General features: G+C 66.9%; 24 protein-coding genes and 1 tRNA gene. 10 read left to right on the forward strand and 15 right to left on the reverse strand.

Features of this window, described 5'->3' with window-relative positions; all coding sequences use genetic code 11:
* Positions 1-65: 65 nt before the first annotated feature.
* The 9 genes from H2052_RS12720 to H2052_RS12760 are packed head-to-tail and all read right to left on the reverse strand — an operon-like array spanning position 66 to position 11,251.
* Entirely contained in the window at positions 66-1,205 is a 1,140-nt protein-coding gene (locus H2052_RS12720; protein WP_293782237.1) for a thiolase family protein, read from the reverse strand.
* Between the two features lie 7 nt (positions 1,206-1,212).
* Complete coding sequence (locus H2052_RS12725; protein ID WP_293782239.1) at positions 1,213-1,626, reverse strand: OB-fold domain-containing protein; 414 nt, start codon at positions 1,624-1,626, stop codon at positions 1,213-1,215.
* A complete protein-coding gene (locus H2052_RS12730) occupies positions 1,623-3,233 on the reverse strand; it encodes an AMP-binding protein (RefSeq protein ID WP_293782241.1) in 1,611 nt (536 codons plus the stop codon). The genes H2052_RS12725 and H2052_RS12730 overlap by 4 nt, the downstream gene beginning before the upstream one ends.
* Positions 3,234-3,240: 7 nt before the next feature.
* A complete protein-coding gene (locus tag H2052_RS12735; RefSeq protein ID WP_293782243.1) occupies positions 3,241-5,319 on the reverse strand; it encodes a hydantoinase B/oxoprolinase family protein in 2,079 nt (692 codons plus the stop codon).
* A gap of 13 nt (positions 5,320-5,332) precedes the next feature.
* Entirely contained in the window at positions 5,333-7,474 is a 2,142-nt protein-coding gene (locus H2052_RS12740) for a hydantoinase/oxoprolinase family protein (protein WP_293782245.1), read from the reverse strand.
* Positions 7,475-7,490: 16 nt separating this feature from the next.
* A complete protein-coding gene (locus H2052_RS12745) occupies positions 7,491-8,258 on the reverse strand; it encodes a hypothetical protein (RefSeq protein ID WP_293782247.1) in 768 nt (255 codons plus the stop codon).
* Positions 8,255-8,593 (reverse strand): acetone carboxylase subunit gamma, encoded by a 339-nt coding sequence (locus tag H2052_RS12750; protein WP_293782249.1) that lies wholly within the window; start codon positions 8,591-8,593, stop codon positions 8,255-8,257. Before H2052_RS12750 ends, H2052_RS12745 begins: the two co-directional genes overlap by 4 nt.
* A 3-nt stretch (positions 8,594-8,596) precedes the next feature.
* Positions 8,597-10,612: a hydantoinase/oxoprolinase family protein gene (locus H2052_RS12755; RefSeq protein WP_293782251.1), complete on the reverse strand. Its 2,016-nt coding sequence runs from the start codon at positions 10,610-10,612 to the stop codon at positions 8,597-8,599.
* 24 nt (positions 10,613-10,636) lie between these two features.
* The gene (locus tag H2052_RS12760) at positions 10,637-11,251 is read right to left on the reverse strand and encodes a TetR/AcrR family transcriptional regulator (protein WP_293782253.1); all 615 of its coding nucleotides are present in this window, start codon (positions 11,249-11,251) and stop codon (positions 10,637-10,639) included.
* A gap of 290 nt (positions 11,252-11,541) precedes the next feature.
* On the opposite strand from H2052_RS12760, the gene H2052_RS12765 reads away from it, so the two are divergent.
* Positions 11,542-12,411: an alpha/beta hydrolase gene (locus H2052_RS12765; RefSeq protein ID WP_293782255.1), complete on the forward strand. Its 870-nt coding sequence runs from the start codon at positions 11,542-11,544 to the stop codon at positions 12,409-12,411.
* Entirely contained in the window at positions 12,408-13,184 is a 777-nt protein-coding gene (locus H2052_RS12770) for an SDR family oxidoreductase (protein WP_293782257.1), read from the forward strand. Before H2052_RS12765 ends, H2052_RS12770 begins: the two co-directional genes overlap by 4 nt.
* On the opposite strand, the gene recQ is transcribed toward H2052_RS12770, so the two are convergent.
* The 6 genes from recQ to hisG form a co-directional block, all read right to left on the reverse strand.
* Positions 13,181-14,950: a DNA helicase RecQ gene (gene recQ, locus H2052_RS12775; RefSeq protein WP_293782259.1), complete on the reverse strand. Its 1,770-nt coding sequence runs from the start codon at positions 14,948-14,950 to the stop codon at positions 13,181-13,183. The two genes, H2052_RS12770 and recQ, sit on opposite strands and share 4 nt — an antisense overlap.
* 52 nt (positions 14,951-15,002) lie before the next feature.
* Positions 15,003-15,635 carry an energy transducer TonB gene (locus tag H2052_RS12780; protein WP_293782261.1) on the reverse strand — a complete coding sequence of 211 codons (633 nt, stop codon included), beginning with the start codon at positions 15,633-15,635 and terminating at the stop codon, positions 15,003-15,005.
* Between the two features lie 4 nt (positions 15,636-15,639).
* Positions 15,640-17,760, reverse strand: coding sequence for a TonB-dependent receptor (locus H2052_RS12785; RefSeq protein ID WP_293782263.1), 2,121 nt, complete (start codon positions 17,758-17,760; stop codon positions 15,640-15,642).
* 95 nt (positions 17,761-17,855) lie between these two features.
* Positions 17,856-18,242: a DUF2946 family protein gene (locus H2052_RS12790; RefSeq protein WP_293782361.1), complete on the reverse strand. Its 387-nt coding sequence runs from the start codon at positions 18,240-18,242 to the stop codon at positions 17,856-17,858.
* A 66-nt stretch (positions 18,243-18,308) separates the two neighbouring features.
* Positions 18,309-19,589, reverse strand: coding sequence for a histidinol dehydrogenase (gene hisD, locus H2052_RS12795; protein ID WP_293782265.1), 1,281 nt, complete (start codon positions 19,587-19,589; stop codon positions 18,309-18,311).
* Positions 19,579-20,235: an ATP phosphoribosyltransferase gene (gene hisG / locus H2052_RS12800; protein ID WP_293782267.1), complete on the reverse strand. Its 657-nt coding sequence runs from the start codon at positions 20,233-20,235 to the stop codon at positions 19,579-19,581. Before hisG ends, hisD begins: the two co-directional genes overlap by 11 nt.
* Before the next feature lie 88 nt (positions 20,236-20,323).
* Between hisG and H2052_RS12805 the strand changes: the two genes are divergently transcribed.
* The 8 genes from H2052_RS12805 to H2052_RS12840 all read left to right on the forward strand — a co-directional run bounded on the left by H2052_RS12805 (position 20,324) and on the right by H2052_RS12840 (position 24,191).
* Positions 20,324-20,626, forward strand: coding sequence for a hypothetical protein (locus H2052_RS12805; RefSeq protein ID WP_293782269.1), 303 nt, complete (start codon positions 20,324-20,326; stop codon positions 20,624-20,626).
* 101 nt (positions 20,627-20,727) lie between these two features.
* A complete protein-coding gene (gene infA / locus H2052_RS12810; RefSeq protein ID WP_293782271.1) occupies positions 20,728-20,946 on the forward strand; it encodes a translation initiation factor IF-1 in 219 nt (72 codons plus the stop codon).
* An 11-nt stretch (positions 20,947-20,957) separates the two neighbouring features.
* Positions 20,958-21,536, forward strand: a complete 579-nt coding sequence (locus H2052_RS12815; protein ID WP_293782273.1) for a nucleoside triphosphate pyrophosphatase — start codon at positions 20,958-20,960, stop codon at positions 21,534-21,536.
* Complete coding sequence (locus H2052_RS12820; protein WP_293782275.1) at positions 21,529-22,509, forward strand: ribonuclease; 981 nt, start codon at positions 21,529-21,531, stop codon at positions 22,507-22,509. Before H2052_RS12815 ends, H2052_RS12820 begins: the two co-directional genes overlap by 8 nt.
* Positions 22,493-22,669 (forward strand): DNA gyrase inhibitor YacG, encoded by a 177-nt coding sequence (gene yacG, locus H2052_RS12825; RefSeq protein ID WP_293782277.1) that lies wholly within the window; start codon positions 22,493-22,495, stop codon positions 22,667-22,669. The genes H2052_RS12820 and yacG overlap by 17 nt, the downstream gene beginning before the upstream one ends.
* A 70-nt stretch (positions 22,670-22,739) precedes the next feature.
* Positions 22,740-22,815 (forward strand) — tRNA-Phe (locus H2052_RS12830).
* Positions 22,816-22,968: 153 nt separating this feature from the next.
* On the forward strand, positions 22,969-23,718 hold the full coding sequence (locus H2052_RS12835) for an integrase arm-type DNA-binding domain-containing protein (protein WP_293782279.1): 750 nt from the start codon (positions 22,969-22,971) through the stop codon (positions 23,716-23,718).
* Positions 23,719-23,900: 182 nt separating this feature from the next.
* A complete protein-coding gene (locus H2052_RS12840) occupies positions 23,901-24,191 on the forward strand; it encodes a protein usg (protein ID WP_293782281.1) in 291 nt (96 codons plus the stop codon).
* Positions 24,192-24,193 lie beyond the last annotated feature (2 nt).

The following is a 24,193-nucleotide window of genomic DNA, read 5'->3' on the forward strand; positions in this document are numbered from 1 at the left end:
TTACGCAGCTGGAAACAGATCTTCGAACCATGGTGCAATCCTCCCTTTTTCTGGTGGTCTCTGCCTCATCGCGAAAGGATCGCCACGGTGCAGGATTTCGTGTCGCCGGCGAGGTCGCCGCCCATGCACTGGGCGAGGCCGACCTTCGCGCCTTCCACCTGGCGCGCGCCCGCAGTGCCGCGCAGGTGCGCGGCGATTTCGGCGATCTGGGCGACGCCCGTCGCCGCGACCGGATGGCCACGGCTCAGGAGCCCGCCGGAGACGTTGACGGGAATGCGCCCGCCGAGCGCGGTGGCGCCGCTCGCGGCGAGCGGCCCACCCTCGCCGGGGGCGCACAGGCCAAGCGCTTCGCAGTGCAGGATCTCGGCGATCGAAAAGGCGTCGTGGCACTCGACGAGATCGAGATCGTCCGGGCCTATGCCGGCGCGCGCATAGGCGGCGGCGGCGGTTTTGCTGTCCGTATCCCAGCGCGCGAGATCGGCCGGGTTCTCGTAGCCGCCGCTTGCGAGCACGACGCTGTCGATGCGAACGCCCGCGCCGAGTTCGCGCGCCAGGCGATCGGAACCGATGACAATCGCGGAGGCGCCGTCCGCGATCGGGCAGCATTCGGAGCGTGTGAGCGGATCGGCGACCGCCGGGCCGGCCAGAACATCGGCCACGGTTTCGGCGCGTTGAAACAGTGCATTCGGATTGAGCGCGCCGTGGCGGCGGCTTTTTTCGACGACTGCAGCCATCTGTTCGCGCGTGGTGCCGAATTCGTGCATGTGCCGCTGCGCACGCAGCGCAAAGCTCGCGGGCGTGACGAGGCCGAGCAGCGTGTCGATCTCGGTGCGCCCGGAATTGATGAGGCCGAGCGACGGCACGCACATGCGCTCGACGCCGAGCACGAGCGCGGCTTCCATCTGCCCGGCGTGCACGGCATTCCACGCGAGCCACAGCGCGCTCGATCCCGACGTGCAGGCGTTCTCGACATTCACGACGGGAAGGCGGCGCAGGCCGACGTCCCGAAGCAGTGTCTGGCCGATCGTCGTGTCGCCGAACAGCATTCCGCCGAGCGCGTTCGCCACGAACGCCCCGTCGATGCGGGCGGGTGCGAGACCGGCATCGGAAAGCGCGCCGCGCGCCGCTTCGACACCGAGTGAAACGATCGTTCGTTCTAGTTTCTGCGTGAAGCGTGTCGTGCCGACACCGAGGATCGCGACCATGCGGGGATCAGTCTTTCAGTGCAGGCGTGAAATAGGGGCGGATGCAGGGTTCGCCGCCGAGCCCGACGCCAAGCGGACCGCTTCTCAGGTCAAGCGGCATACCGATACGAAAATCCTCCGTGTGCGCGGGATCAAGCAGCATGAAGATGCGCAGGGGGTGCGCATCGAGATCGACGTAGCCGACGGCATAAGGCGCGGGCAGGCCGAACGGCGGCTTGGTGCGGATCACTGTGGCGCTGTAGAGCGTGCCGCTGCTGCCGAGGCTCACGGTTTCGGTTTCGGTCATGTCGTCCGGGCAGTGCGTGCGTGCCGGAAAATGCTGCGCGCCACAGAGGGCACAGCGGCTGCCGACGAGTTTGGTAAGCGCGCCATCGCCCGTGAAAATCCCCTCGGCGAAGGGCGGGAGCGTGTCGCCGCTCATGCCGCCGCATCCTTCAGCAGTGCGTGCCACGCGGGGTCGGCTTCACGGTCGTAGGTGTCGGCGGTGACCCCCTCGGCGCGCAGCGCGTATTTCTGCACGCGTTCGGTCGGCGTCTTGGGCAGGCTCGCGAGGATGCGGACGTAGCGCGGCACCATGAAGCGCGCCATCTGGCGCAGGCAATGCCGCATCAGTGCGATGGGCTCCAGTGTCTCGCCGGGACGCAGTGTCAGGCAGATCATCACCTCGTCCTCACCGAGTTCGGAAGCGACGGCGACCGCAGCGGATTCGAGCACGGCGGGGTGCGCGTTGACGCCGCGCTCCACCTCATAGCTCGAAATATTCTCGCCGCGCCGGCGCAGTGCGTCCTTCTTGCGGTCGACGAAATAATAATAGCCGTCCGCGTCGCGCTTCAGATAGTCGCCGGTGTGGAACCAGAGGTCGCGCCATGCCTCCACGGTCTTTTCCGGCATCCGGTAATATTCCAGCATCATGCTGTTCATCGTCTTCGGCCGGATCAGCAACTCGCCCGGCGTATCGTCGGGCACGTCGGCGCCGTCGTCGTCGACCAGCCGCACCTCATATTGCGGCAGCGGCTGGCCGCAGCATCCGGGGCGGCGGTGTTCGATGCTGTTGTTGAGCGGAATCCCGATCTCGCTCATCCCGTAGCCCTCGACGAGCCGCACACCGAAACGCTGCTCGAACGCTTCGAACAGATCCTTGGGTGCGCCCGCGCCCATCATCAGGCGAAGGCTATTGTTCGCGTCATCGGGCGATGGCGGGGCCTTCCAGAGGATCGGCAGGATGCCGCCGATGTAATTGAATGCCGTGCAGCCGTGCGCGCGCACCTCGTCCCAGAACGCCGAAGCCGAAAAGCGCCGCGCGAGCACCATGCGCGCGCCCGAAAGCAGTGCCGGGATCGTCGAGAGGAACTGCGCATTGCCGTGGAACAGCGGCAGCGCGTTGTAGAGGCAATCATCGGGCGTATAGCGGCAGGCTTCCGCGATGATCGCGGCCTGCATCAGCACATAGTTCTGCGGCAGCACCGCGCCCTTGGAGGGGCCGGTGGTGCCGGAGGTGAACATCACCGCAACCGGATCGGCGGGCCCGATCGCCAGCGCATCACCGAGCGGCGCGGCGCTTTCCAGCGTGCGGAAATCGACAAGCTGCTGCGGAATACCGCCTGGCTCCGTACCATCGAGCAGCGCCACGGTGCGCAGCTTCGGCAGATCGGCGGCGATGTCAGCCAGCCGATCCTGAAACGCGCCTTCGAGGATCAGCAGCGAACACTCCGCCTGATCGAGCATGTAGTGGAGAAGCGTGCCCCGATGCGCCGTGTTGATCGGCACCTCGATCGCGCCGAGCTGCGACAGCGCGAACCAGCAGAGGAGGAACTCCGGGCGGTTCCCCATCATGATCGCGACCTTGTCGCCGCGTCCGACACCGAGCGCGGCAAGCCCGCCCGCAATGCGCGTCGCCGCTTCCTGCAGCGCGCCGAACGTGAAATCCTGGGCCTCGAAATGCAGGAACAGGTCGTCCGGGCGTTCGGCGGCGCGCTGTTTCAGCAGGCCGTGAACGGTCCGTTCGGTGAGGTCCGCGAGATAATCCACGGCCATCTCAGGCGGCGCGAAGCTGTACGATCGGCTGCATCCCGTCGCGCGGGTTCGGCCAGGTACCGTAATAGCGCAGCGCATCTGCCGACGGCGACAGTTTCGACCAGTCCTTCACGAACGCGCCGTAGGGTTTTGCCCGCGCGAGCCGCTTCGCCCGCGCGGCCTTGCGAAGCGCCTCGGTGCCCTCGGCATCGAAGCGCAGGGTCTCGGGGTCGTAGGCGATCTTGTAGATGTTCGCCGCGGCCCAGTGCGACACGCGGTTGTTGCGCAGGTCGGCGAGCACGCTCACAGGGTCGCGCTCAAGCGGATCGCCGTAGCCGCCGCCGCCGCCGACTGCGACATAGTAGGTGTCGCCGTCGTTGAAGGGCCGCACCACCATGTTGACGTCGAGCGTTTCCTTGACGCCTGCCTCGGGATTGTCCGCCGTGAACACCTCGGAAAGGTCATGTGGCAGCGGCGTGTGGCCGTCGGCGAGCAGCGTCTTGATGTTACTGTCGTGCACGGTCTGCACGAACACCGGCGGCACGGCATAGCCGCCGAACAGGCCGAGCGTCGTCGGGAAGCGCGAGCCGCCGCCCATCGAGCCGAGCATGAAGCGGTTGGTATCATGGACGATGAGGCCGAAGCCGACGCCGCAGCCCCCGCGCTGCTTGCCGTGCCCGTAGCTGTTGTTGAAGAGGTTGCGGAACGTATAGAGGAACGGTCGGTCGCTTTCGGTCGCCTCGACGTCTGAGCAGTCGCTCATCGTCGCGAAGAACGCGCCTGCCGCTTCCACCCCGTCCATGTCCGGCCGTGCGCCGCATCCGGTGGCGTTGATCTCGGGCGTGATGTCCGCGATGCCCTCGCCGAACTGGTTGATGCCGCCGAAAGTCGGGATCGCGAAGCCGGAGAACCACGCCGCCACCGCGCGCGAGGAATCGTAGCTGTACGTCATCCGCGCGCCGGTGAGGAAAATGCCCTGCGTGAAGCAGGTCTGCACCAGCGGCGCGAGCGATGTGGAGGCGTCGCCCTTGGCGTTCACCATCGCGTCTTCGGGGAAGCGCCAGTCGATCGCCTCCAGAAGGCCGTTGTTCGCGGGCAGATCATGGAACAGCCAGCCGCAGTAATAGACGCAGGAGAGGCCGAGGATGCCCTGGAAGAAGCTGTTGATCGGCCGCCCTTCCACGAGCGGCGAGGTATTCTCGAAATCCATGATGATGCGGTCGCCCTGCTTGATCATGGTGAGATTGATCTTGGTGAGCCCGGATTCGGTGCCCACCGTGTCGAGGAAGCGCGGCTGGCGGTAGATGCCGTCGTTGAGTTCGGCGACGCGCCGCTTCGCGGCCTCGCCCGTTTGCGTCAGGATACGGCGCAGGCCGCCGATGAAGAACTCGGGCCCCTTCTCCTCGATCACCTCGAGCACGCGGCGCTGCGCGATGCGCGCGGCGGCGAGGCGTGCCTTGATGTCGAGGATCATGGTGCGCGGGTCGCGCGTCATCGCCGCCAGCATGTTGAGGATATCCTCGCGCAGCTGGTAGTTCTCGCCGATCTTGATCGGCGGCACGAGAAGGCCTTCGTCGTACTTGGTCTTCGCGGTGTTGCAGGTGCCGCCGGGCTCGGTGCCGCCCGCCTCGCCGGTGTGCACGGCGGCGGCGATGAAGCACATCAGCTCGCCCTTGTAGAACACGGGCACGGCGAGCCCCATGTCGGCGTTGTGCACGCCCGCGTAGAAGGGATCGTTGTAGAAGAAGCTGTCGCCGTCCTTCACGCCCACCGAAGGCTCGTCGACCCAGTGCTTCACCACGTACTTCAGCGGCAGCTGGCCGAGCACGGCGTGGTGATAGATGCCCGTCGCGCAGACGCTGAGGTCGCCCTGCCGCGTGAAAATGCCGAAGGCCACGTCGCCCCAGCGCATCGCGGTGGAGGCGCCGAGCTTCATCGTCGTCTCTTTGCCCTCAAGCGCGATCATGTGCATCTTGTGCTTGAAGATATCGAACTCCACCGGATCGATGCCCGCCTGTGCGGCGATCTCGGCTTCGGTCATCGGTTCGGGGCGCAGGCGCTGGACCACCTCATGGTCGCGGGCGTAGGCAATGCCGGTCATGTTCTTGTCTCCCTCAGGCGCTGCGTTCGAGGACGCCGTTTCGCCAGGCGTCGATGTGGAAGGTCCAGCCCGGCGCGACCACATGCGTGGTGTCGGGGCTTTCGATGACGGCGGGTCCGCTGATGCGGTTGCCCGGCTTCAGGCGGCGCGCATCGTAGATCGGCGTATCGACGAAGCCGTCCGCCGGGTCCCAGTAGACGGGGCGCGTCTCGGTCTTCGCGCTTGCATCGGGTTCGACCGGTGCGAGCGTTTCGGCCGGCAGCGCGAACGCCTCCTGCGCAACCGATGCGGTGAGGAAGAAGCTCTCGACGTTGATGCCGCCCGCCGGGAACGTTGCCTCGGGCGAATAGACTTCGCCGTAGCGTGCGGTGAAGGCATCGCAGAGCGCCTTCACGTCGTCCGTGCCGTCCAGCCGCAGCTTCGGCGCCGTGACGCGCGTCATGTTGTACTGGCTGCCGTAGCGCATATCGAGTTCGAGCCGGAACGCCATGTCGCGCGCGTTGAAACCTTCGAGCTTCAGGTCGCGCGTCGCGAGATCGACAAGCTCGGAAACGAGATCGTTGAACGGGGCGAGATCGGAAAGATACGATTGCGCTGACCAGTTGAAGAGTTTCAGCGAGCGTGAGCGCTCCCACACCTCCTTGATCGCCATCGTCGAAGCGCCGAACGCGCCGAACACTGAGGATTGCAGCGGCACGACGATCTTGCGCACGCCGATGAACGGCGCGAACCCCACCGCGTGCGCGCCGCCCGCGCCACCGCAGGCGTAGAGCACGAAGGTGCGCGGGTCGTGGCCCTTCAGCGCCACCTCGTTGAACACCTCCTGCCCCATGCGCGCATCGATCATGCGGCGGATGCGCCACGCGGCTTCCTCCACCGGTATGCCGAGCGGCTGCGCGATCTTTTCGCCGATCGCCTTCTTCGCGAGATCAATGTCGAGCAGCATCTCGCCGCCGAGATAATTCTCGGCATTGTAGAGGCCGAGCACGAGGTCGGCATCGGTCACGGTCGGCTCCTTGCCGCCCTTGTCGTAGCAGGCCGGCCCCGGCATCGATCCGGCCGACTGCGGCCCGACTTCGAGCGTGTTGCCGAGCGTCGTGTTGATCCACGCGATCGAGCCGCCGCCCGCGCCGATCGACTTCACCTCGATCGCCGGGATGTTGGTGCGCCAGCGGTCGATCACCGGGATGAAATCATGCGCCTTGATCGCGCCGCCCTCGATGAGGCCGATGTCGAACGAGGTGCCGCCCATGTCGGTGAACACGATGTTGCCGTCCGCCGAAAGCCCGCCGAGCGCGGCCGCGCCGTGCAGCCCCGCGACCGGCCCGGCATTGTGGGTCAGCACGGCGCGCGTGCGCGAGGCTTTCTTGGTGCCGCCGGTGTTGTGGACCAGCGTCAGCGGCTTTTTATAGCCGCCGTCGCGCAATTCGTTGCCGAGCTTGTTGAGTTCGTCGGCCATCAGGCCGTGGATGTAGGCGTTGACGACCGCCGTCATCGTGCGCGTGTATTCGCCGGCCTTGGGCGAGATTTCCGACGACAGGATCACCGGCATCGAGCCGAGATAATCTTCGGGATATTCCTCTTCGATCACCTGCTTGATGAACTGTTCGTGCTCGGGGTTCACGAACGACCAGAGCAGCGAGACGACGAAACCCTGCGCGCCGCGATCGACGAGCGCCTGCAGCTTTTCCAGAACCTCCTCGCGTGAAAGCGGCGCGATGATCTTGCCCGCGTAGTCGATGCGCTCGCGCACCCCGACGACCATGTCCGGGCTGATCAGCGGCACCGGCTTTTCGATGCGCGCGAGGTCGCGGCCCTGCTGCCAGCCGAGCCCGTCCGCCCAGCTGCGGCCGCGGCCGATGAAGATCGTGTCCTCGAAGCCTGCCGTGGTGATGAGGCCGAGCTTGGGGCCGGTGCGCTCGATGAGCGCGTTGGTGCCCACCGTCGTCGAATAGCGCACGCTCGAAAGGCCGCCGAGGAAGTCCGGCAGCTTCAGCTTCAGCCCCTTGGCGAGCAGCCCCATGCCGCGCATGAAGCCGACCGAAAGATCGTAGTGCGTCGTCGGGGTTTTCGCCGTGTGGAAGCCGCCGCCCTCGTGGGCGCAATAGAAATCGGTGAACGTGCCGCCGACATCGATGCCTACCGTGTAACTCATCGAAACGCCCTCGTCCTCAAGGTTGGCGGGCGCCGCTGAAGGCGCCCATGAATGCGTGCATGGTCTCGACCGGCAGCGGATCGGGTCCGCCGCCGAGCGTCGTGATGATGAGCGGCCGCGTTGCCGCGAGCGCTGCTGCGGCCGCAGCCGGGCCGTCCACGGAAAGCGCGATCCCGATGGCGGGGCCTTCCGCTGCGATACGGTCCAGAAAGTCTGCGTCCGCCGTGCCCGCCGCGATCACCGCATCGGGCTTCAGCCGCAATGCAGCGTCGGCGGCATCTTCGTCCGGGATCGCCATGATGATGCCGAGCGGCACGTCGAAATAAGAGGTGACGTTGCGCAGCGTGTTGAACAGCTTGCGCGCGCTCATCCCGGCAAGGTCCGATGCGGCGACCCCGCTTTCATCGAACAGCAGCAGCGCCGGGCGCGCCTCGCCGATCGCCTCGACGATGGCGGTCAGCACATCCTTTGCGCTGTCGGCGTCGCTCGCAGCGGCAAGCGTCACCGGGCCGGGTAGAACAGGGACGACCGGGCGCCCGCCTTCGGCGGCGAGACGGCGAACCGCTTCGACCGTGCTTTCGCCGTCCGCCGGATCGATTTCGATGACGATGGCGTCGCTTCCGAACAGTGCGGCGATGCGCTTCGCCGCCTGCACGATCTGCCCCGCGTCGGCGGCAAACATGCTCCACGGCTGACCGCACACCGCTGCGGCCGCCGCCGACAGGCGCGGCAAAACCGCCGCGCCCACGTCGCCGCCAAGAACAGAGGCCAGCCGGTTCGTCATGCGGCGACGCCGTGGCGCCGCTTCAGCGCGGCGATGTCGAGTTCGATCTCGTGCGTGATCGGGTGGCCCGGCGGCAGATATTCGTTCTCCAGCATCGTCGCGCAGCCGGGGCAGTAGAATTCCACGAGCCGGCAATATTGGCTGTCCGGCGTGAAGCTGTAATTGCCTTCGGCAACGAGCGGCGGATGCACCTCCTCGAGCGGCTGCTCGGCAACCAGGCAGCCTTCCTTGTAATTGCCGTGCGCGGAGCCGAGGTCGTGGCCGCAGCGGTTGCAGCACCATGTTTCCGCTTGCAGGTCGATGTCGAGATACTCGGTGATGCGGACTTTGCTCATCGCTTAATTCCGTTCGAGAAGCGCGTTGTCGTAGGCGTCGATGGCGAGGCTCCAGCCTTCGGGCACCAGGATCGTCGTCTGGTTCGATTCCACGATTGCCGGGCCGGAAAGCGCGTGGCCGGGCCCCATGCGCGCGCGGTCGTAAACCGGCGTGGCGATGCGCTCCGGTCCGCCGAACCACACCTGCCGGTCGGCAAGGCGTGCAGCCGCAAGATCGGATGCTGCCGTCTGCCCCTGCCGCCATTCGAAATGCGGCACGCGCGCCGACGCGCTATATGCGATGCTGTCGAGGCGGAGCGGACCCGCCGTGCCCAGCGCATCGCGCGCGGCGACGAGCGCTGCGGCGGCGGCATCGGGCTCGGAGATCGCAGCGGTTTCGGCGCCCACGAGGATTTCGGGTTCGCCGCCCGCTCCGGTCCAGAACAGCTGCAGCCGCGCCTCGGCGTCCGCCGGATCGAAGCCCTCGCCGCGCATGTCGCGCGCGGCTTCGGTCGCCATGTCCGCCACGAGCGCGCCGGCGGAGAGCAGGTCGGTTGCGCTTTCCACAAGGATGTCCGCGCGGCGGTAATAGATGTGGCCCACGTCCATCAGCGAGGAGCCGAATGCCGAGGAGACGGCGGAGAAGGGCGTGATGACGACGCGGCCGATGCCTGCGTTCGCGGCGATGTCGGCGGCATGGATCGCGCCCGCGCCGCCGTAGGCGATGACGGGAAGGCCGTCCGGGCGCCCGAGCCGCTCGGCGACCGCGCCGACCGCCTTGCCCATCGCGGCTTCCACATTGCGGCGGATGGCGAGCGCGGCGTCTTCGATGCTGAGCCCCAGGGGCTGCGCGACGGCAGCGTCGATCGCGGCGCGCGCTTTACCCAAGTCGAGCGTCATGCCGCCGCCGAGGAAGCGCGCGGGATCGAGAATGCCGAGCACGAGGTTCGCGTCCGTCACCGTCGCCTTCGTGCCGCCGAGTCCGAAGCAGGCCGGGCCGGGAAGCGCGCCCGCGGATTGCGGTCCCACCTTCAGCACGCCGTCTTCGACCTCGGCGATCGAGCCGCCACCCGCGCCGAGCGCGTCGATCGCCATCATCGGCAGGTTGCACGCGAAGCCTTCGACCTCGGGCTGCAGCGCGTAGCTCGCCTGTCCGCCCTCCACGTAGGAAATATCGAACGAAGTGCCGCCCATGTCGGTGGCGATCAGCGTGTCGGCGCCGTAGAGCGCGCCGATCGCGCGGGCGCCGTAAAGCCCGCCCGTCGGCCCGCTGTTGTAGGTGTTGATCGCGCGCGTCTTGGCAACGCGTGCCACCGCGCCATTGTTGTGGCCGATGAACAGCGTACCGCGATAGCCGCGCAGGCGAAGCTCCTCGCCCGCCTTGTAGAGCAGGCGCGCGAGCTTGCCGTGGATATAGGCGTTGAGCACGGCGGCGTTGATGCGCTCGCGTGTGCCCGGCCGCGCCGAAATGTCCGAAGCGAGGAAGGTGGGCACCGAGCCGAGGTAATCGCGCGGATACTCGGCCTTGATGACGGCGCGCACGCGGCGCTCGTTCGCCGGGTTGAGATCGGAGTTCGCAAGCGCGACGACGATGCCCCGCGCGCCCCGGTCGATCAGCGTCTGTGCCGCATCGAGAATGGCGGCGGCGTCCGGCGACGCCTTCACGGTGCCGTCGCCTGCGACGCCTTCGGCGATGCCGATCACCATGTCCGGCGCGACGAGCGGCGACTTGCCCTCCTCGTCATGCGTCGGCGCCAGCGCTTCCGACCCTGCCGTCACGATCAGCCCGATCTTCGATCCGTTGCGCTGGATGATCGTGTTCGTGCCGATGGTGTTCGAAAAACGGATGATGTTCGTCTCGTTCAGGAAATCCTCAACGCTGCAGTCGAATGCGCCCGCGCCCGCGCTGATGCAGTCGAGGAAACAGGCGGTGAGGTCGTGCGGCGTCGTCGGCACTTTCACGGTGCGCACGTCGCCGCCCCGCACGATGAAGCCGTCGGTGAAGGTGCCGCCGGTGTCGATGTCGATGGTGATGCCCATGAGGTCTTCGTTGTCCCTGTCTCGTTATGAACCGGTGGCGCCGCGCAGGATGAAAGCGAGCACCTGATCGACGGTCTGCTCGCGCTTCGCCTGACCCGCGGAGGGTTTCGACCAGCGCAGATACCAGTTGATGACGCCGAGCATGTTGAACGCGGTGACACGCACGTCGCCGTCCACGAGGAGGCCGGCGGCACGCAGACCTTCGAGTTCGGCGACGTAGATGGTCAGGATTTCGCGCTGGATGCGCTTGTTGGCCTTGTTGCCGCTCGCCGAGAGGCGCTCCTCGTCGATGAAGAAGATGCGCGATTCCCGTCGGTATTGTTCCGAGACGTCGAGATGTTCGCGCACCAGCGCGGCGATGCGCGCGCGCGGCTCCGAAACGCCTTCGAGCGCGCCGCGCAGGCGGGCAGGAAGCGCTTTCACCGAGCGTTCGAGGATGGCGAGCCAGAGCGCCTCCTTATTCTCGAAATAGTGGTAGACGTTCGAAACGCTGCGTCCCACCGCGTCGGCGATGTCGCGGATCGAGGTTCCCGCGAAGCCGTTGCGGGCGAACAGCTCCACCGCGACCTCCACGAGTTCCTCGCGGCCTCGGGCCTCACGGGCTGCGGACGAATTCTTCAGGCTCACGACGCGCGCCATACCCTCTCCCCAATCGCGTCCGCCGAATCGCGGATCTTGTCTGTTCTATCACGGTCTCGAATCAACTCGGATAGAACGATCGTTCTATAATTGGACGATCGGTCGGAGATTTGTCAAGAGACGAACACGCGGCACTCGAATTTTGCATATATGCTTGTTCGATAACGATAAAAATAATTATTGAGCATCGCGTGCCGCCGCGTATATTCTGATTGAGGAAAACGATCGACCGATCGGTCTATTTATGATCCGACAACGGATCGGTTGTTTCCATCGGGGGAGTTGAAAGCATGGATGGCGCCTATTCTCGGCTGATCCCCATCGGTGCCGAGCGTATGCATGTGCGCATCTGGGATGCGGACGGTCCCACGGTGATGATCGCGCACGGCGTCACGGGCACCAGCGCCGATCATACGCCGCTGGCCCGCAATCTGAGGGCGCGGGGCTTTCGCGTGATCGCGCCCGATGCGCTGGGCTGCGGGCGGTCCGATCCGTCGCCCGATCCCGAAAACGGCTACGGCCTCGGCGCGATGGCGGTCATCGTGCGCCGTTTCCTCGATGTCGTGGCGGACGGCCCCGTGCACTGGGTGGGTGCCTCCAAGGGCGGCGCGCTCGGCATCCGCATCGCCGGGGAAACGCCGGAGCGCATCGCCAGCCTCGTGCTCTACGATGTCGGCACCACGCTTCCCGATGCGATGCGCAGCGTGCTCGGCGAACGGCTCGGCGGTCCGCCGCGCTTTCCCGGCATGAGCGCGTTCCGCGACCACGTCGGGCGTTTTTTCGAGCGCGCTGGCGCCAGCCTCTCATCCGATCGCCTCGACGAGATCACCATCGGCTGGTCGCGCCGCCTCGACGACGGCGGCGTCGGCTATCACTACGATCCGGCGCTCTCCAACCAGTTCCGCAACAACCCGGAAGACTTCGCGCTCTGGCCGTGGTGGGACCGCGTTGCCTGCCCGGCGCTCATCATGCGCGGCGAGCGTTCGAACGTGCTGAGCGCAGCCGAACTCGCCGAGATGGCGGCGCGCAATCCGCGCGCGGCCGCGCATGAGGTTCCGGGCGCCGTGCACGTCGACATGCTCGACAGCGACGGGATGCAGAAAACCATCATCGATTTCATCGCGGCCCATGCCGCACACGGGGAGGGCGTTGCAGCATGACAGGACGGGTTCAGGACAAGGTCGCGGTCATCACCGGTGCCGCAGGAGGCCTCGGCCTCGCGATGGCCGAAGCGCTCGGCCGCGAAGGCGCGGTCGTCGTCCTTACCGACATCGACGCCGCGCGCGGCGAAGCCTCGGCGAAGTCTCTCGCAGCGAGCGGCATCCGCGCCCGCTTCGTCCGCCAAGACGCGACCGTGCCCGAGGAATGGGAGCGTCTGACGGCGGACGTGCTCGCGAAAGAAGGCCGCATCGACGTCCTCGTGAACAACGCCGGCGGCGGGCTCGACATGGATATCGAGAGCATGGATTTCGCGCACTACAAGCGCATGATCGCGCTCAACCTCGATACCGCGTTTCTCGGGTGCAAATACGGCATCGCCGCGATGAAGGGCCGCGGCGGCTCGATCATCAACATCTCGTCGGTCGGCGGCCTCATCGGCACGGCGGCGCTTCCGGCCTATTCGGCGGCGAAGGGGGGTGTGCGGCTGCTCACCAAATGCGTCGCGGCGCACGCCGGCCAGCGCGGCTACGGCATCCGCGTGAACAGCGTCCACCCCGGCCTCATCCGCACCGCCGCGGGCGTCGAGGTGACACGCATGGCGACGGGGCTCGACGAGGAAGGCGCGGTCGCCGCCTTCGCCTCGCTGCACCCGATCGGCCGCGTCGGCCAGCCGCACGAGATCGCGAACGGCGTCGTCTTCCTCGCGTCGGACGAATCGAGCTTCATGACCGGCTCCGAACTCGTCATCGATGGCGGCTACACGGCGGTTTAGTCGCCGAACGCGCGGATCGTCTCGATGAACCGGTCGCCATAGGCATCGAGCTTCCGCGCACCAACGCCGGAAATCTCCGAAAGCCCCGCGCGCGAGGTCGGCCGCGCTGCTGCCATCTCGCGCAGCGTGCTGTCGTGGAAGATCACGTAAGGCGGCACGCCCGCCTCTTCGGCAAGCGCGCGGCGGCAGGCGCGCAGCGCCTCGAACAGCGGATCGCCGACGGGATTGTCCGCCTGCTGTTTCCTGCGCCCCGTGCGCTCGCGGCGCGGTGGCAGCACCAGCGTGACGCTTTCCTCGCCGCGCAGGATCGCCCGCGCCCCGGGTCCGAGTGCAAGCCCGCCGTGTTCGGTCGGCGTCACTGCCTCATGCACCAGCAGCGCGCGCGACACCGGTTTCAGCAGCGGCGCCTCCTCGGCCGAAACGATGCCGAACACGGTGAGGCTGTCGTGCCCGCGTGCGCGGACCTTGTCGCTCGCCTTGCCGGTCAGCACCTCTTCCAGATGCCCGATGCCGTAGCTTTGGCCCGTGCGGTACACGGCGGAAAGGAACTTCCGCGCCGTCTCCGTGGCGTCGATGCTTGCGGGCGGATTGAGGCAGTTGTCGCAGTTGCCGCACGTCTGCGGCGGGCTTTCGCCGAAGTGTTTCAGCAGCACCGCGCGGCGGCACCCGCCGGTTTCCACAAGCGCGCCGAGTGCGGAGATACGCGCCCGCTCGCCCGCCTGCCGCGCCTCTTCCACCTCGCTGACGCGCATCCGCGCGCGCGCGAAATCCTCCGCGCCCCAGAACAGATGCGCTTCGGCAGGCTCGCCGTCGCGTCCCGCGCGCCCGCTTTCCTGGTAATAGCCCTCGATCGATTTCGGCAGGCCCGCGTGCGCCACGAAACGCACGTCGGGCTTGTCGATGCCCATGCCGAACGCGACCGTCGCGACCATCACCATGTCTTCGCTGGCGATGAAGGCGGACTGGTTCGCCGCGCGCACCTCCGCAGGCAGCCCCGCATGATAGGGCAGCACGCGCCGCCCGCCGCGCGACAGCGTCTCCGCCAGGCTCTCGGTCGCCGCGCGCGTCTGCGCGTAAACGATGCCGGGGCCGGGGTTCGCCGCGAGCAGCTCGCCGATCTGCCGCGTCAGGCCGTTTCGCGGATGCACGGTGTAGCGGATGTTCGGCCGGTCGAACCCGGCGACGATCATGCCCTCTTCGGGAATGCCGAGCGCCGCAAGCACGTCTATTCGCGTATGCGCGTCGGCGGTGGCGGTCAGCGCAAGGCGCGGCACGTGCGCGAAGTCGTCGAGCAGCGGCCGCAGCAGGCGGTAGTCCGGCCGGAAATCGTGGCCCCATTCGGAAACGCAGTGCGCCTCGTCGATCGCGAACATCGAAATGCGCGCCTCGTCCAGAAGCTGCCGGAAGCCGTCGCCGCTCGCGCGCTCGGGCGCGACGTAGAGCAGATCGAGTTCGCCCGCGCACAGCCGCCGCTGCGTCTCCCAGCGGTCAGTATCCACCGATGTCAGGCTCGCCGCGCGGATGCCCACGGCCTCTGCCGCGCGCAGCTGGTCGTGCATCAGCGCAATCAGCGGCGAGATGACGACGCAGCAGCCGTCCATCGCGACGGCGGGAAGCTGGTAGCACAGCGACTTCCCTGCGCCCGTCGGCATGATGGCGAGCGTATGCTGCCCGGCAAGCACGCGCGAAACGACCGTCTCCTGCACGCCCCGAAAGGCGGGAAAGCCGAAAACCTCGTGAAGAATGGCTGCGGGATCGCGTCGCATTGCAGCGCGTGTAGGGAACCGGCGCGGACTATGCCAAGCTGAAACCGCAGGGTCAGCGAAAATGAAACGTCAGCGTGAAGCGCAGCGCGTCGTCGGGAAGGGCTTCGGGCGGTGGGGGGACAGGCGCTGAAAGTCGCACGGTCCGCAGCGCCAGCCGGTCGAGCGACGTGCTGCCGCTCGGCTGCACGAGCTGAATATCGGAAAGCCCGCCACCCCGCGTCACGCTGAACGCCACCACCGCCTCGCCATCAAGCCGCAGCCCCTGCGGCCGCCGCGCCGCGATCCACCGCCACAACTGCCGGGCATAATCGTCGCGGACGGCATCGGCGTTCGAAGGCGGGGGCATCTCGGGTCGCGGCGGCGGCGTGATCGTCTGCACGGCGGGCGCGGCGGGGGGCAGGATCGCGGGCGGCGAAGGCACCGCAATCTCAGGCGCGGCCGTCGGTGGTGCCGTGCTGCGTGCCGGCGGAGTGGTCCGCGATGCGGGCGCGGGCGTCACCACCTCGTCGGGTTCCGCAACCGGCGGCAACAGCGTGATCGCCGCCGTGTGCAGCACGGGCACGGGCGGCGTGTCCGCCCGTCCGCCGAACACGAACGCGGCAACGGCAAGGTGCAGCGCGGCCGACACGAGGATCGCAGTGATCCTCGCGCCGCCCGCTTGCCCGCCGGAACCGCGCCCGCCCATAGGTTCAGAACGCCGCCGAAAGCCCGACGTTTACCGATCGTCCGCGCCCCGGCACGGCCCGCAGCACGCCGGTCGCGTCATAGTCGCCAAGCGACTTGCCGCCGAGCGGCAAGGCATAGCCCGTGTCGAACAGGTTCTGCACATCCAGGCTGATGCGGTAGCTGCCGAAGCGATAGCCGGTGGAGATATTCACCAGCGCATAGCCGTCCGTCACGGGCTCGTTGCGCGTCGCATCGACACGCGTCTTGTCGTCGACCAGTTCCACCTCGATCAGGCTTTCCCAGCCGCCGAGCGTATGTTCGATGCCGATCCGCGCATTCAGCGGCATCTGGTGATAGAGCGAACCGCCGTCGTCCCGGTTCTTGCCGCGCAACCAGCTCGCGCTCGCCGTCAGCTTCGCCTTGCCTGCCGCGCTGCTCGCCCAAAGCGGTAGTTCGCCCGACACGTCGATGCCATAGAATTCGGCGTCCTGGTTCACGAACTGCAGCTGCGCGAACGGGGTCGGCATCCCCATCATGTCGGTGAAGTCCTGCAGCTTCACCGCGTCGATATAATCGTCGACGCGCGTGTAATGCGGCGCGATCTTCAGCGACCAGCTCGCGGCGCCTTCGCCCTTCAGGTTCAGCGCCGCGCTCAGCGTGTCGGCCGTCTCGGGCTTCAGCGCCAGATTGCCGACATAGCCGTTGCCGTCGCCGTACCAGCCGATCATCCGGCTCGACATCGAACCGCGCCCCCACGAATAGCGCTCGTAGACGTTGGGCGATCGCACCTTGCGCGCGTATCCGATCTCCAGCGCCGCGCGGTCGCTCGCCGCATAGCGTGCGATCGCGCTCCAGCCCCAGTTGCTGTCATGGCGCTTGTGGTCCGCCGCGTTGAACGCCATGGCCGCCATCGCGTCCGCCATGTTCATCATGGATGTCGAATAGGCCTGCACCTCGCCCGTGTTCATCCACACCTGGTCGTTCCTCACGCCGATCGTGGTCGTGAATGCGGGCGACCATTTCGCTTCCCATTCGGCGAAGCTGCCGAGCCGATCGCGTTTGGAGGCGTTCACGTTGATATAGGTGTTCGGCCCCATCATCATGCTGCCCGCAACCGGCGGCCAGTAATCGTCGAGCCACTGGTGGTGAAATTCGCTGCCCACGCGCAGCGTGTCGCGCGCATTCAGCGGCAGCTCCGTCTTCAGCGTGTAGCCGATCGTGTGCACCTCGGTGTTCATCGGCATCCCGCCGCTTGCCGTGCCGCCCTTGTCGGCCAGGAAGTTCATGCGGTGGTCGGTGTCGCGCCAATAGGCGCGAAGGTCGATGTCGCCCCAGTCGAACGTGCCTTTCCAGCCGCCGTTCAGGAACCATGACCGGTTCGATGTCATGTCCATGTACTGGTTCGGAAAGCCTTCGTAGGGCGAGAAGTGGTAGCCGCCCTTCAGCGTGAACAGCCCGGCGTCCGTGTCCGCCGCGAAGCTCAGCGCATGGTCGGTCTTCTTGTATTCGGTGGATCGCACCGTGCCGTCTTTGCCGCCGCCCTTGTAATTGTCGCTCTGGGTGAAGGATCCATCGTAGGTGAAGCTCGTCTTGTCGCCCGCGATCGTCAGCGATGCGGCGCCGCCGAAGCCGTCGCCGTTGCTGCGATAGAAGGTCGAAACCTCGCCCGTCACCAGCGTCTGGCCCGCCGCCGCGAAGCGCGGCGTCGCGGTTTCCACGGAGATGACGCCGCCGATGCTGTCGCCGCCCATCGAAACCGGCGACACGCCGGTGATCACGCTCACCGCGTCGATCGTCTGCGGGTCGGTGTACGACAGCGGCGGGTTCATGTCGTTGGGGCAGGCGCTGTCGATCGGCGCGCCGTCGACGCGGATGGAAAGGCGCGGGCCGTTCAGGCCGCGGATCGTCGGCAGGCTCGAAAACCCGCCCGCGCCATAGGCGGAAACGCCGGGAATGCGGGAAAGCAGCGCGCCAGTGTCGCTGCTGCGCGTGGCGCCGAGGTCGTCTTTCGACAGCGTTTCGGCGGAGGCGGGGGCGATGCTGGAATCGACATCGATATCGGGAAGCGCGGTCGGCGCTTGCGCGGCGGCGGGTGTGGCAACGGCAAGCGCGGCCGCAAGCGCGGCAAAAGAGGTACGGGACATGGAAACTCCATCCTGTGCTGTGGGGCAATGGCCGGGCGCGAATGGCCCGGCAGGCGGTGGAGATGCGTCCGCAGAAAAAGGGGTGCCGGAAAGGCCTAGCTACGGACGCGAAGGCCCGGCGGTCCGCGCAGCGGCGGCCTCAATCGCAGCAGGGCCGTGCGCGGGGCGCGCTGCGGCATATGCAGCGCAGCAGCAATGATGAAAACGATCGCGAGGGCCAGAAGCGCCGGATCGGCCGCGCCGAGCGCGGGCGCGGACAGTCCGCCGAAGGCGCAGGGCATGTCGTTGCTGCTCTTGTGTCCCTCGTTCGAGGGCACGGCGACGGCAACCGACTTCAGCCCCTCGCCCGTGCAGAGTTCAACAACCATCACGCCGTCGACAACGGCGGGCATGAATCCGGTGGGCACCAGCACTTTCACGAGCAGCGCGGCGGCGGCGAGCCAGACGGCAAGCCACCGGTAGCGCAGGAGGATCGTGTGCATCGTGTTCACGGCCTACCCCCTAGCCGCAGCGGGGCGGTATTGTCGCGGGGATAGGGTGTCGCACCATCAGCCGAGGCGGCGCGTCACCGAAAGCGCGTGCGCGGGCAGGCCCTCGGCTTCGGCGAGGCGTGCGGCAGCAGGGCCGACGGCGGCGAAGCCTTCGGCCGAACAATCGAGGAAGGTCGTGCGCTTCATGAAATCCGCGACCGAAAGCCCGGAGGAGAAGCGCGCGCGGCGTCCCGTGGGCAGCGTGTGGTTCGGCCCGCCGAGATAATCGCCGATCGCCTCGGGCGTGCGATAGCCCATGAACACCGATCCCGCGTGGCGCACGCGCGCGAACATGGCCTGCGGGTCCGCGATGCTGAGCGCGAGATGCTCGGGCGCGAGCGCGTCGATCAGCGGCGGCGCTTCGTCGAGGTTGCGGACCGTGATTATGGCGCCGAAGCGCGCCCAGCTTTCGCGGGCCACCTCGCCGCCGAGTTCGTCGAGCGCGGCGTCCACAGCCTTCGCCGTGCGCGCGGCAAGGCCCGCATCGTCGGTGATGAGGATCGCCTGCGCCGTGCGGTCGTGCTCGGCCTGGCTCAGCAGGTCGGCGGCGAGCCAGTCCGGGTTCGCGGCGCTGTCCGCCACCACAAGGATTTCCGAAGGCCCCGCGACCATGTCGATGCCGACGCGCCCGTAAAGCTGCCGCTTGGCTTCGGCGACATAGGCGTTGCCCGGGCCGGTGATCTTGTCGACGGCGCGAATGGTGTCCGTCCCGAAGGTGAGCGCGGCAATCGCCTGCGCGCCGCCGACGCGGTAGATCTCGTCGACGCCCGCCAGGCTGGCGGCATAAAGCACCAGCGGATTGACTTCGCCGCCCGGCGTCGGCGTCGTCATCACCAGCCGGCGTACGCCCGCGACCTTTGCGGGGATCGCGTTCATCAGCACCGTCGAAGGATAGCTCGCTAGCCCGCCCGGCACGTAGATGCCAACGTCGTCGATCGCGGACCAGCGCCACCCCGCACGCACGCCCGCAGCGTCCACCGCGTCATGGTCGGCGGGAAGCTGCCCGACGTGAAACGCGCGGATGCGCTCCGCTGCAAGCTCCAGTGCGGCGCGGAGGTCGGGAGCGATCTTCTCTTTCGAGGCGCTGATTTCAGCGTCGGTGAAGCGCAGCGTCGTCGTGTCGAGCCGGTCGAAGCGCGCGGTCAGTTCCAGCACCGCCGCGTCGCCGCGCGCGCGCACGTCGGCGATGATCCCGGAAACCGCCGCCGAAACATCGGTCGCCGTCTCCCGCCCGGCGTCCACGAAGTCCGCGAAGCGCCCCGCGAAATCCGCGTCGGAGGTGGAAAGTTCAAGCGGCACCGGCAGCCTCCCGAAACCGCTCGATCCACGGCGCGATCGTTGCCGCCTTGGTCTTGAAGGCCGCGCGGTTGACGATGAGGCGGCTCGTGACCTCTGCGATCTTCTCCACCTCGACGAGCCCGTTCTCTTTCAGCGTCCGCCCGCTCGACACAAGGTCGACGATGCGCTGCGTGAGGCCGAGCCGCGGCGCCAGCTCCATCGCGCCGTTCAGCTTCACGCACTCCGCCTGCACGCCCCGCGCCGCGAAGTGCTGGCTCGTCAGGTTCGGGTACTTGGTCGCGACCCGCACGTGGCTCCAGCTCCTCGGGTCGTCCCCCGCCGCCATCTCGGCGGGCTCCGCCACCGAAAGCCGGCAGCGCCCGATGCCGAGATCGACCGGCGCGTAAATCTCGGAGTACGCGAACTCCATCAGCACGTCGTTCCCTGCGATGCCGAGGTCCGCCGCGCCGTGCGCCACGAAGGTCGCCACGTCGAACGCGCGCACGCGGATCAGCGAAAGCCCGGGCACGTTCGTGGCGAACTGCAGCGCGCGGCTGCTCTCGTCGGCGAACGCAGGTTCGGGCGCGATTCCAGCGCGCGCGAGCAGCGGCAACGCTTCCTCAAGGATGCGTCCCTTAGGGATTGCAAAGACCAGTTCCGTTTTCATCGCGTTTGCCTGTAAAGAAGGCGGTGCTGCGCTGCAACGGACTCGGCGATCTGCCGAACGGACAAAAGCACAGGCGGGGAGTTTGTATATGGTGGACTGGTGGTCTTCGGGTCCGCAAATGGTCCGGCTCTGGCGCATGTCGATGGAAACCTGGTCGGCTTCGATGGTAGTCATTGCGGAGCGCAGCGCGATGATGGGAAACGCGGCGATGTTCCCGACGGCGCGGGACGTGCAGGAATTCGGCCGCATGGTGCCTGAAAAGATGGATGCTTTCACGCGCAGCATGATGGGTGCAGCGCGCGCGCGCGATCCCATCGAGGCGGCGGAAAACGCGCTTGCCCCCGTGCATGCGCGTGTTACCTCGAATGCACGGCGCCTTCGCCGCCGCTGAGGCGACTGCAGCACGGGCCAACAGCAACCTTGCGTTTCTGCGCCTTTTCCGCCAAGGGCAGGCAGCATTTGCGGGCACGCTTGCCCGCGCAAGGAGACTGAATGGCGAAGGAAGAACTTCTGGAAATGCGGGGGACGGTCACCGAACTGCTTCCCAACGCAATGTTCCGTGTGCAGCTCGAAAATGATCACGAGATTTTGGGTCACACTGCCGGCAAGATGCGCAAGAACCGCATCCGTGTGCTCGTCGGCGACGAGGTGCTCGTCGAACTGACGCCCTACGACCTCACCAAGGGCCGCATCACCTACCGCTTCAAGTAACGGAACCGTCTGTGCCGGCGCTGGTCCTTGCCTCATCGAGCCCGCGCCGCCGCGCCCTTCTCGAACAGATCGGCATCGTTCCGGCGCGCACGCTTTCGCCTGACATCGACGAAACGCCCCGGCGCGGCGAGCTGCCCCGCGACTATGCGGTGCGCCTTGCCGCCGAAAAGGCCGCTGCCGTCCCGCGCGCGCCGGGCGAAGTGGTGATCGCGGGCGACACCACGGTCGCCGCAGGCCGCCGTATCCTGCCGCCCGCCGACACCGACGAGATCGTCCGGCACTGCCTCACGCTGCTTTCGGGGCGGCGGCACCGCGTCTACAGCGCCGTCGCCGTCATCGATGCGGAGGGGCGCCTGCGCCAGCGCGTTGCCGAAACCATCGTCACCTTCAAGCGGCTCTCGGATGCCGAGATCGATGCCTATGTCCGCGCGGGCGAAGGGCGTGGCAAGGCGGGGGGCTATGCGATCCAGGGCCGCGCCGCCGCCTTCGTGCGCTTCCTCTCCGGCAGCTATTCGGGTGTCGTCGGCTTGCCGCTCTACGAGGCGTCGGCGCTTCTCGCCGCGTCCGGCGTTGTCCCCTCCGATGGCTGAATGGCTGATCGAGCGCGGCATCGGCGAAACCCGCGCTGCGCTCATCGAAGCCGGCGCGATCGCCGAAATGCGGATCGTGCGCGAAGGCGTCGGCCCTCGCGCGGGCGAGATATGGGATGCGCGGCTGACGGCGAAGCTGGGCGCACGGCGCGGCATCGTGCTGCTGGGCGATCACGAGGCGCTGCTTGAACCTGTTCCCGCCGATCTTGCCGAAGGCGGGCTCGTGCGCGTGGTCGTGCTGCGCGAGCCGATCCCGGAGCGCGGCCGTTCGCGGCTTGCGAAGGTGCGGGCGGAAGGCGCTGCGGGCGCGGTGCCAGGGCTGATCACGGCGCCCGCGTTCGATCCTCCCGGCGCGCGTGCACTCGGCCACGGCGAAGCGCTGGATGACTATGGCTGGGGGGAGGCGATTGCGGAGGCGGAAAGCGGCCATGTCGCATTTGCCGGCGGCAGCCTCGCGCTCGTGCCGACCCCGGCGATGACGACCATCGACATCGATGGCGATCTCCCCGCCGTGGACCTCGCGATGGCCGGGGTTCGTGCCGCCGTCGCTGCGATCCGACGGTTCGACATCGGCGGCTCCATCGGCATCGACCTGCCGACGCTGCGCGACAAGGCCGCACGCCAGGCTGCGGGCGATCTTGTCGACAGCCTGCTCCCGCAGCCCTTCGAGCGCACAGCGGTGAATGGCTTCGGGTTCTTGCAGATCGTCCGCCCGCGCCCGCGCGCTTCGATCATCGAGCGTGTTCAGAACGCACCGGTGGAAACCGCCGCGCTTGCGCTCCTGCACCTTGCCGCGCGGACGCCGGGGGCGGGGCCGCGCACGCTCACGGCGTCGCCGCGCGTCGTCACATGGCTGCGCGCACACGCGCCGTTCGTCACCGAACTCGAACGCCGCATCGGTGCGCAGGTCGTGCTGGCCGAAGATGCCGCGCTCGCGCTACAAGGCGGCCATGTCCATGCCGTCCAAAGCTGACTCGCGCCTCGGTCGCTGCCCGATCTGCGGCAAGCCCGAAACGCCGGTGCACAAGCCCTTCTGCTCGCAGCTCTGCCGCGACCGCGACCTCATCTCCTGGCTCGACGAACGCTATCGCGTGCCCGTGCATTCCGACGAGGAAACCCCCGCCGAGGATTGATGCGCGGGTGCTGGACAAGCCCTGCGCAGGCCATTAAGAGGCGCGCTTCATTCCGCATTCGCTGGAATGTGCCCGGGTAGCTCAGTTGGTAGAGCATGCGACTGAAAATCGCAGTGTCGGCGGTTCGACTCCGTCCCCGGGCACCATCGCCTCTTCCACCGACATCCGCAGCCGTCCAAAAAAGGGCAGAATTCTGCGCGTTTTGACGGTACATCGTCCGGCCGTGATCGTCCCAGTTTGTTGTCAATTTTTGATGCTGACGGTACATTGACGGTACATTTTTTGGGAAATGTACCGTCATGCTGACTGATGCCGTCATCCGCAGACTGAGGTGTCGCGACAAGCCCTACAAGGTCGCCGACATGTACGGGCTGTACCTGCTGATGCATCCCAACGGTGCGCGCTACTGGCGTTTCGATTACCGTCATGCGGGCAAGCGGGGCACCTTGGCGCTGGGCATCTATCCTGAGGTCTCCCTTAAAGAAGCGAGGGAAAAGCGCGCGAATGCGGGCAAGATGCTCGACAAGGGGCTGAACCCGTCCGCCTACAAGAAGCTGACCAGTGGTATCGCTTCGCTTGAGGGCGGTGATTCGTTCAAGGCGGTGGCCGATGAGTGGCTCGCGAAGATCGAGGCGGAAGGACGCGCGACGGCGACTATGGAGAAGCTGCGCTGGCTTCTCAGCTTTGCAGAACCGCTGATCGGGACGTGCCCGATTGGAAAGCTCACCGCGCCTGACTTTTTGACGGTGCTGCGGACTGTCGAGGTGCGCGGCCGGTATGAAACGGCCCGGCGGCTAAGAAGCACCTTCGGCAGCGTGCTCCGCTATGCGATTGCCACGGGCCGCGCCAAGCGGGATGTGACGGTCGACCTTCGCGGTGCGCTCATTGCCCCCAAGGTCACGCACCGCGCGGCCATCGTCGAACCCGCCAAGGTAGGCGCACTGCTCCGCGCGATCGAAGGCTCAGATGTTACCCTCGTCTGTCGGTCTGAACATAACAGGGCAAAAAAGTACATGGTTTGGGAATCGAACTGGAAAGGCCAAATTTGAAGGTACATTTGACGGTATCAGAACTGACACCCTACTCTCATCAATTTGAAAACATTCACAAAGTCACGTTTATTGGACTCCGGCCGTGGCACCAGCAATGTCCCCCTATTCCCGTCAAGGATATTTACAGCCGTGTGATAGCATGATCCCCTGTGTCTGGTTCCAGAGGAGAGGGGCTTGTGATGCATGATGATGTAACGCGCGGCGTTGATGACGATTTCACCCGGCGGCTGCAGGACTGGCGGATGCTGACCGCCGAGGTCCTCTACCACATGCCCGATCACCCGCATGTGCTGCAGAGCTTCACATGGCAGACGCTGGACGTGCCGCCGCGCTTTCCGCGGCTGATCGGGTTTCTCGACTTCTGGTCGCACAGCATCGAGGGCATGCTGCATTCGGTGCGGATCATGCACGACGCGCTGATCCGCCCCGCCGAATACAGGTTTGTCGACCGCGAGCTGCGGCTGAACTGACG

It is taken from the genome of Sphingosinicella sp., assembly GCF_013911755.1.
Classification (GTDB): domain Bacteria; phylum Pseudomonadota; class Alphaproteobacteria; order Sphingomonadales; family Sphingomonadaceae; genus Sphingosinicella.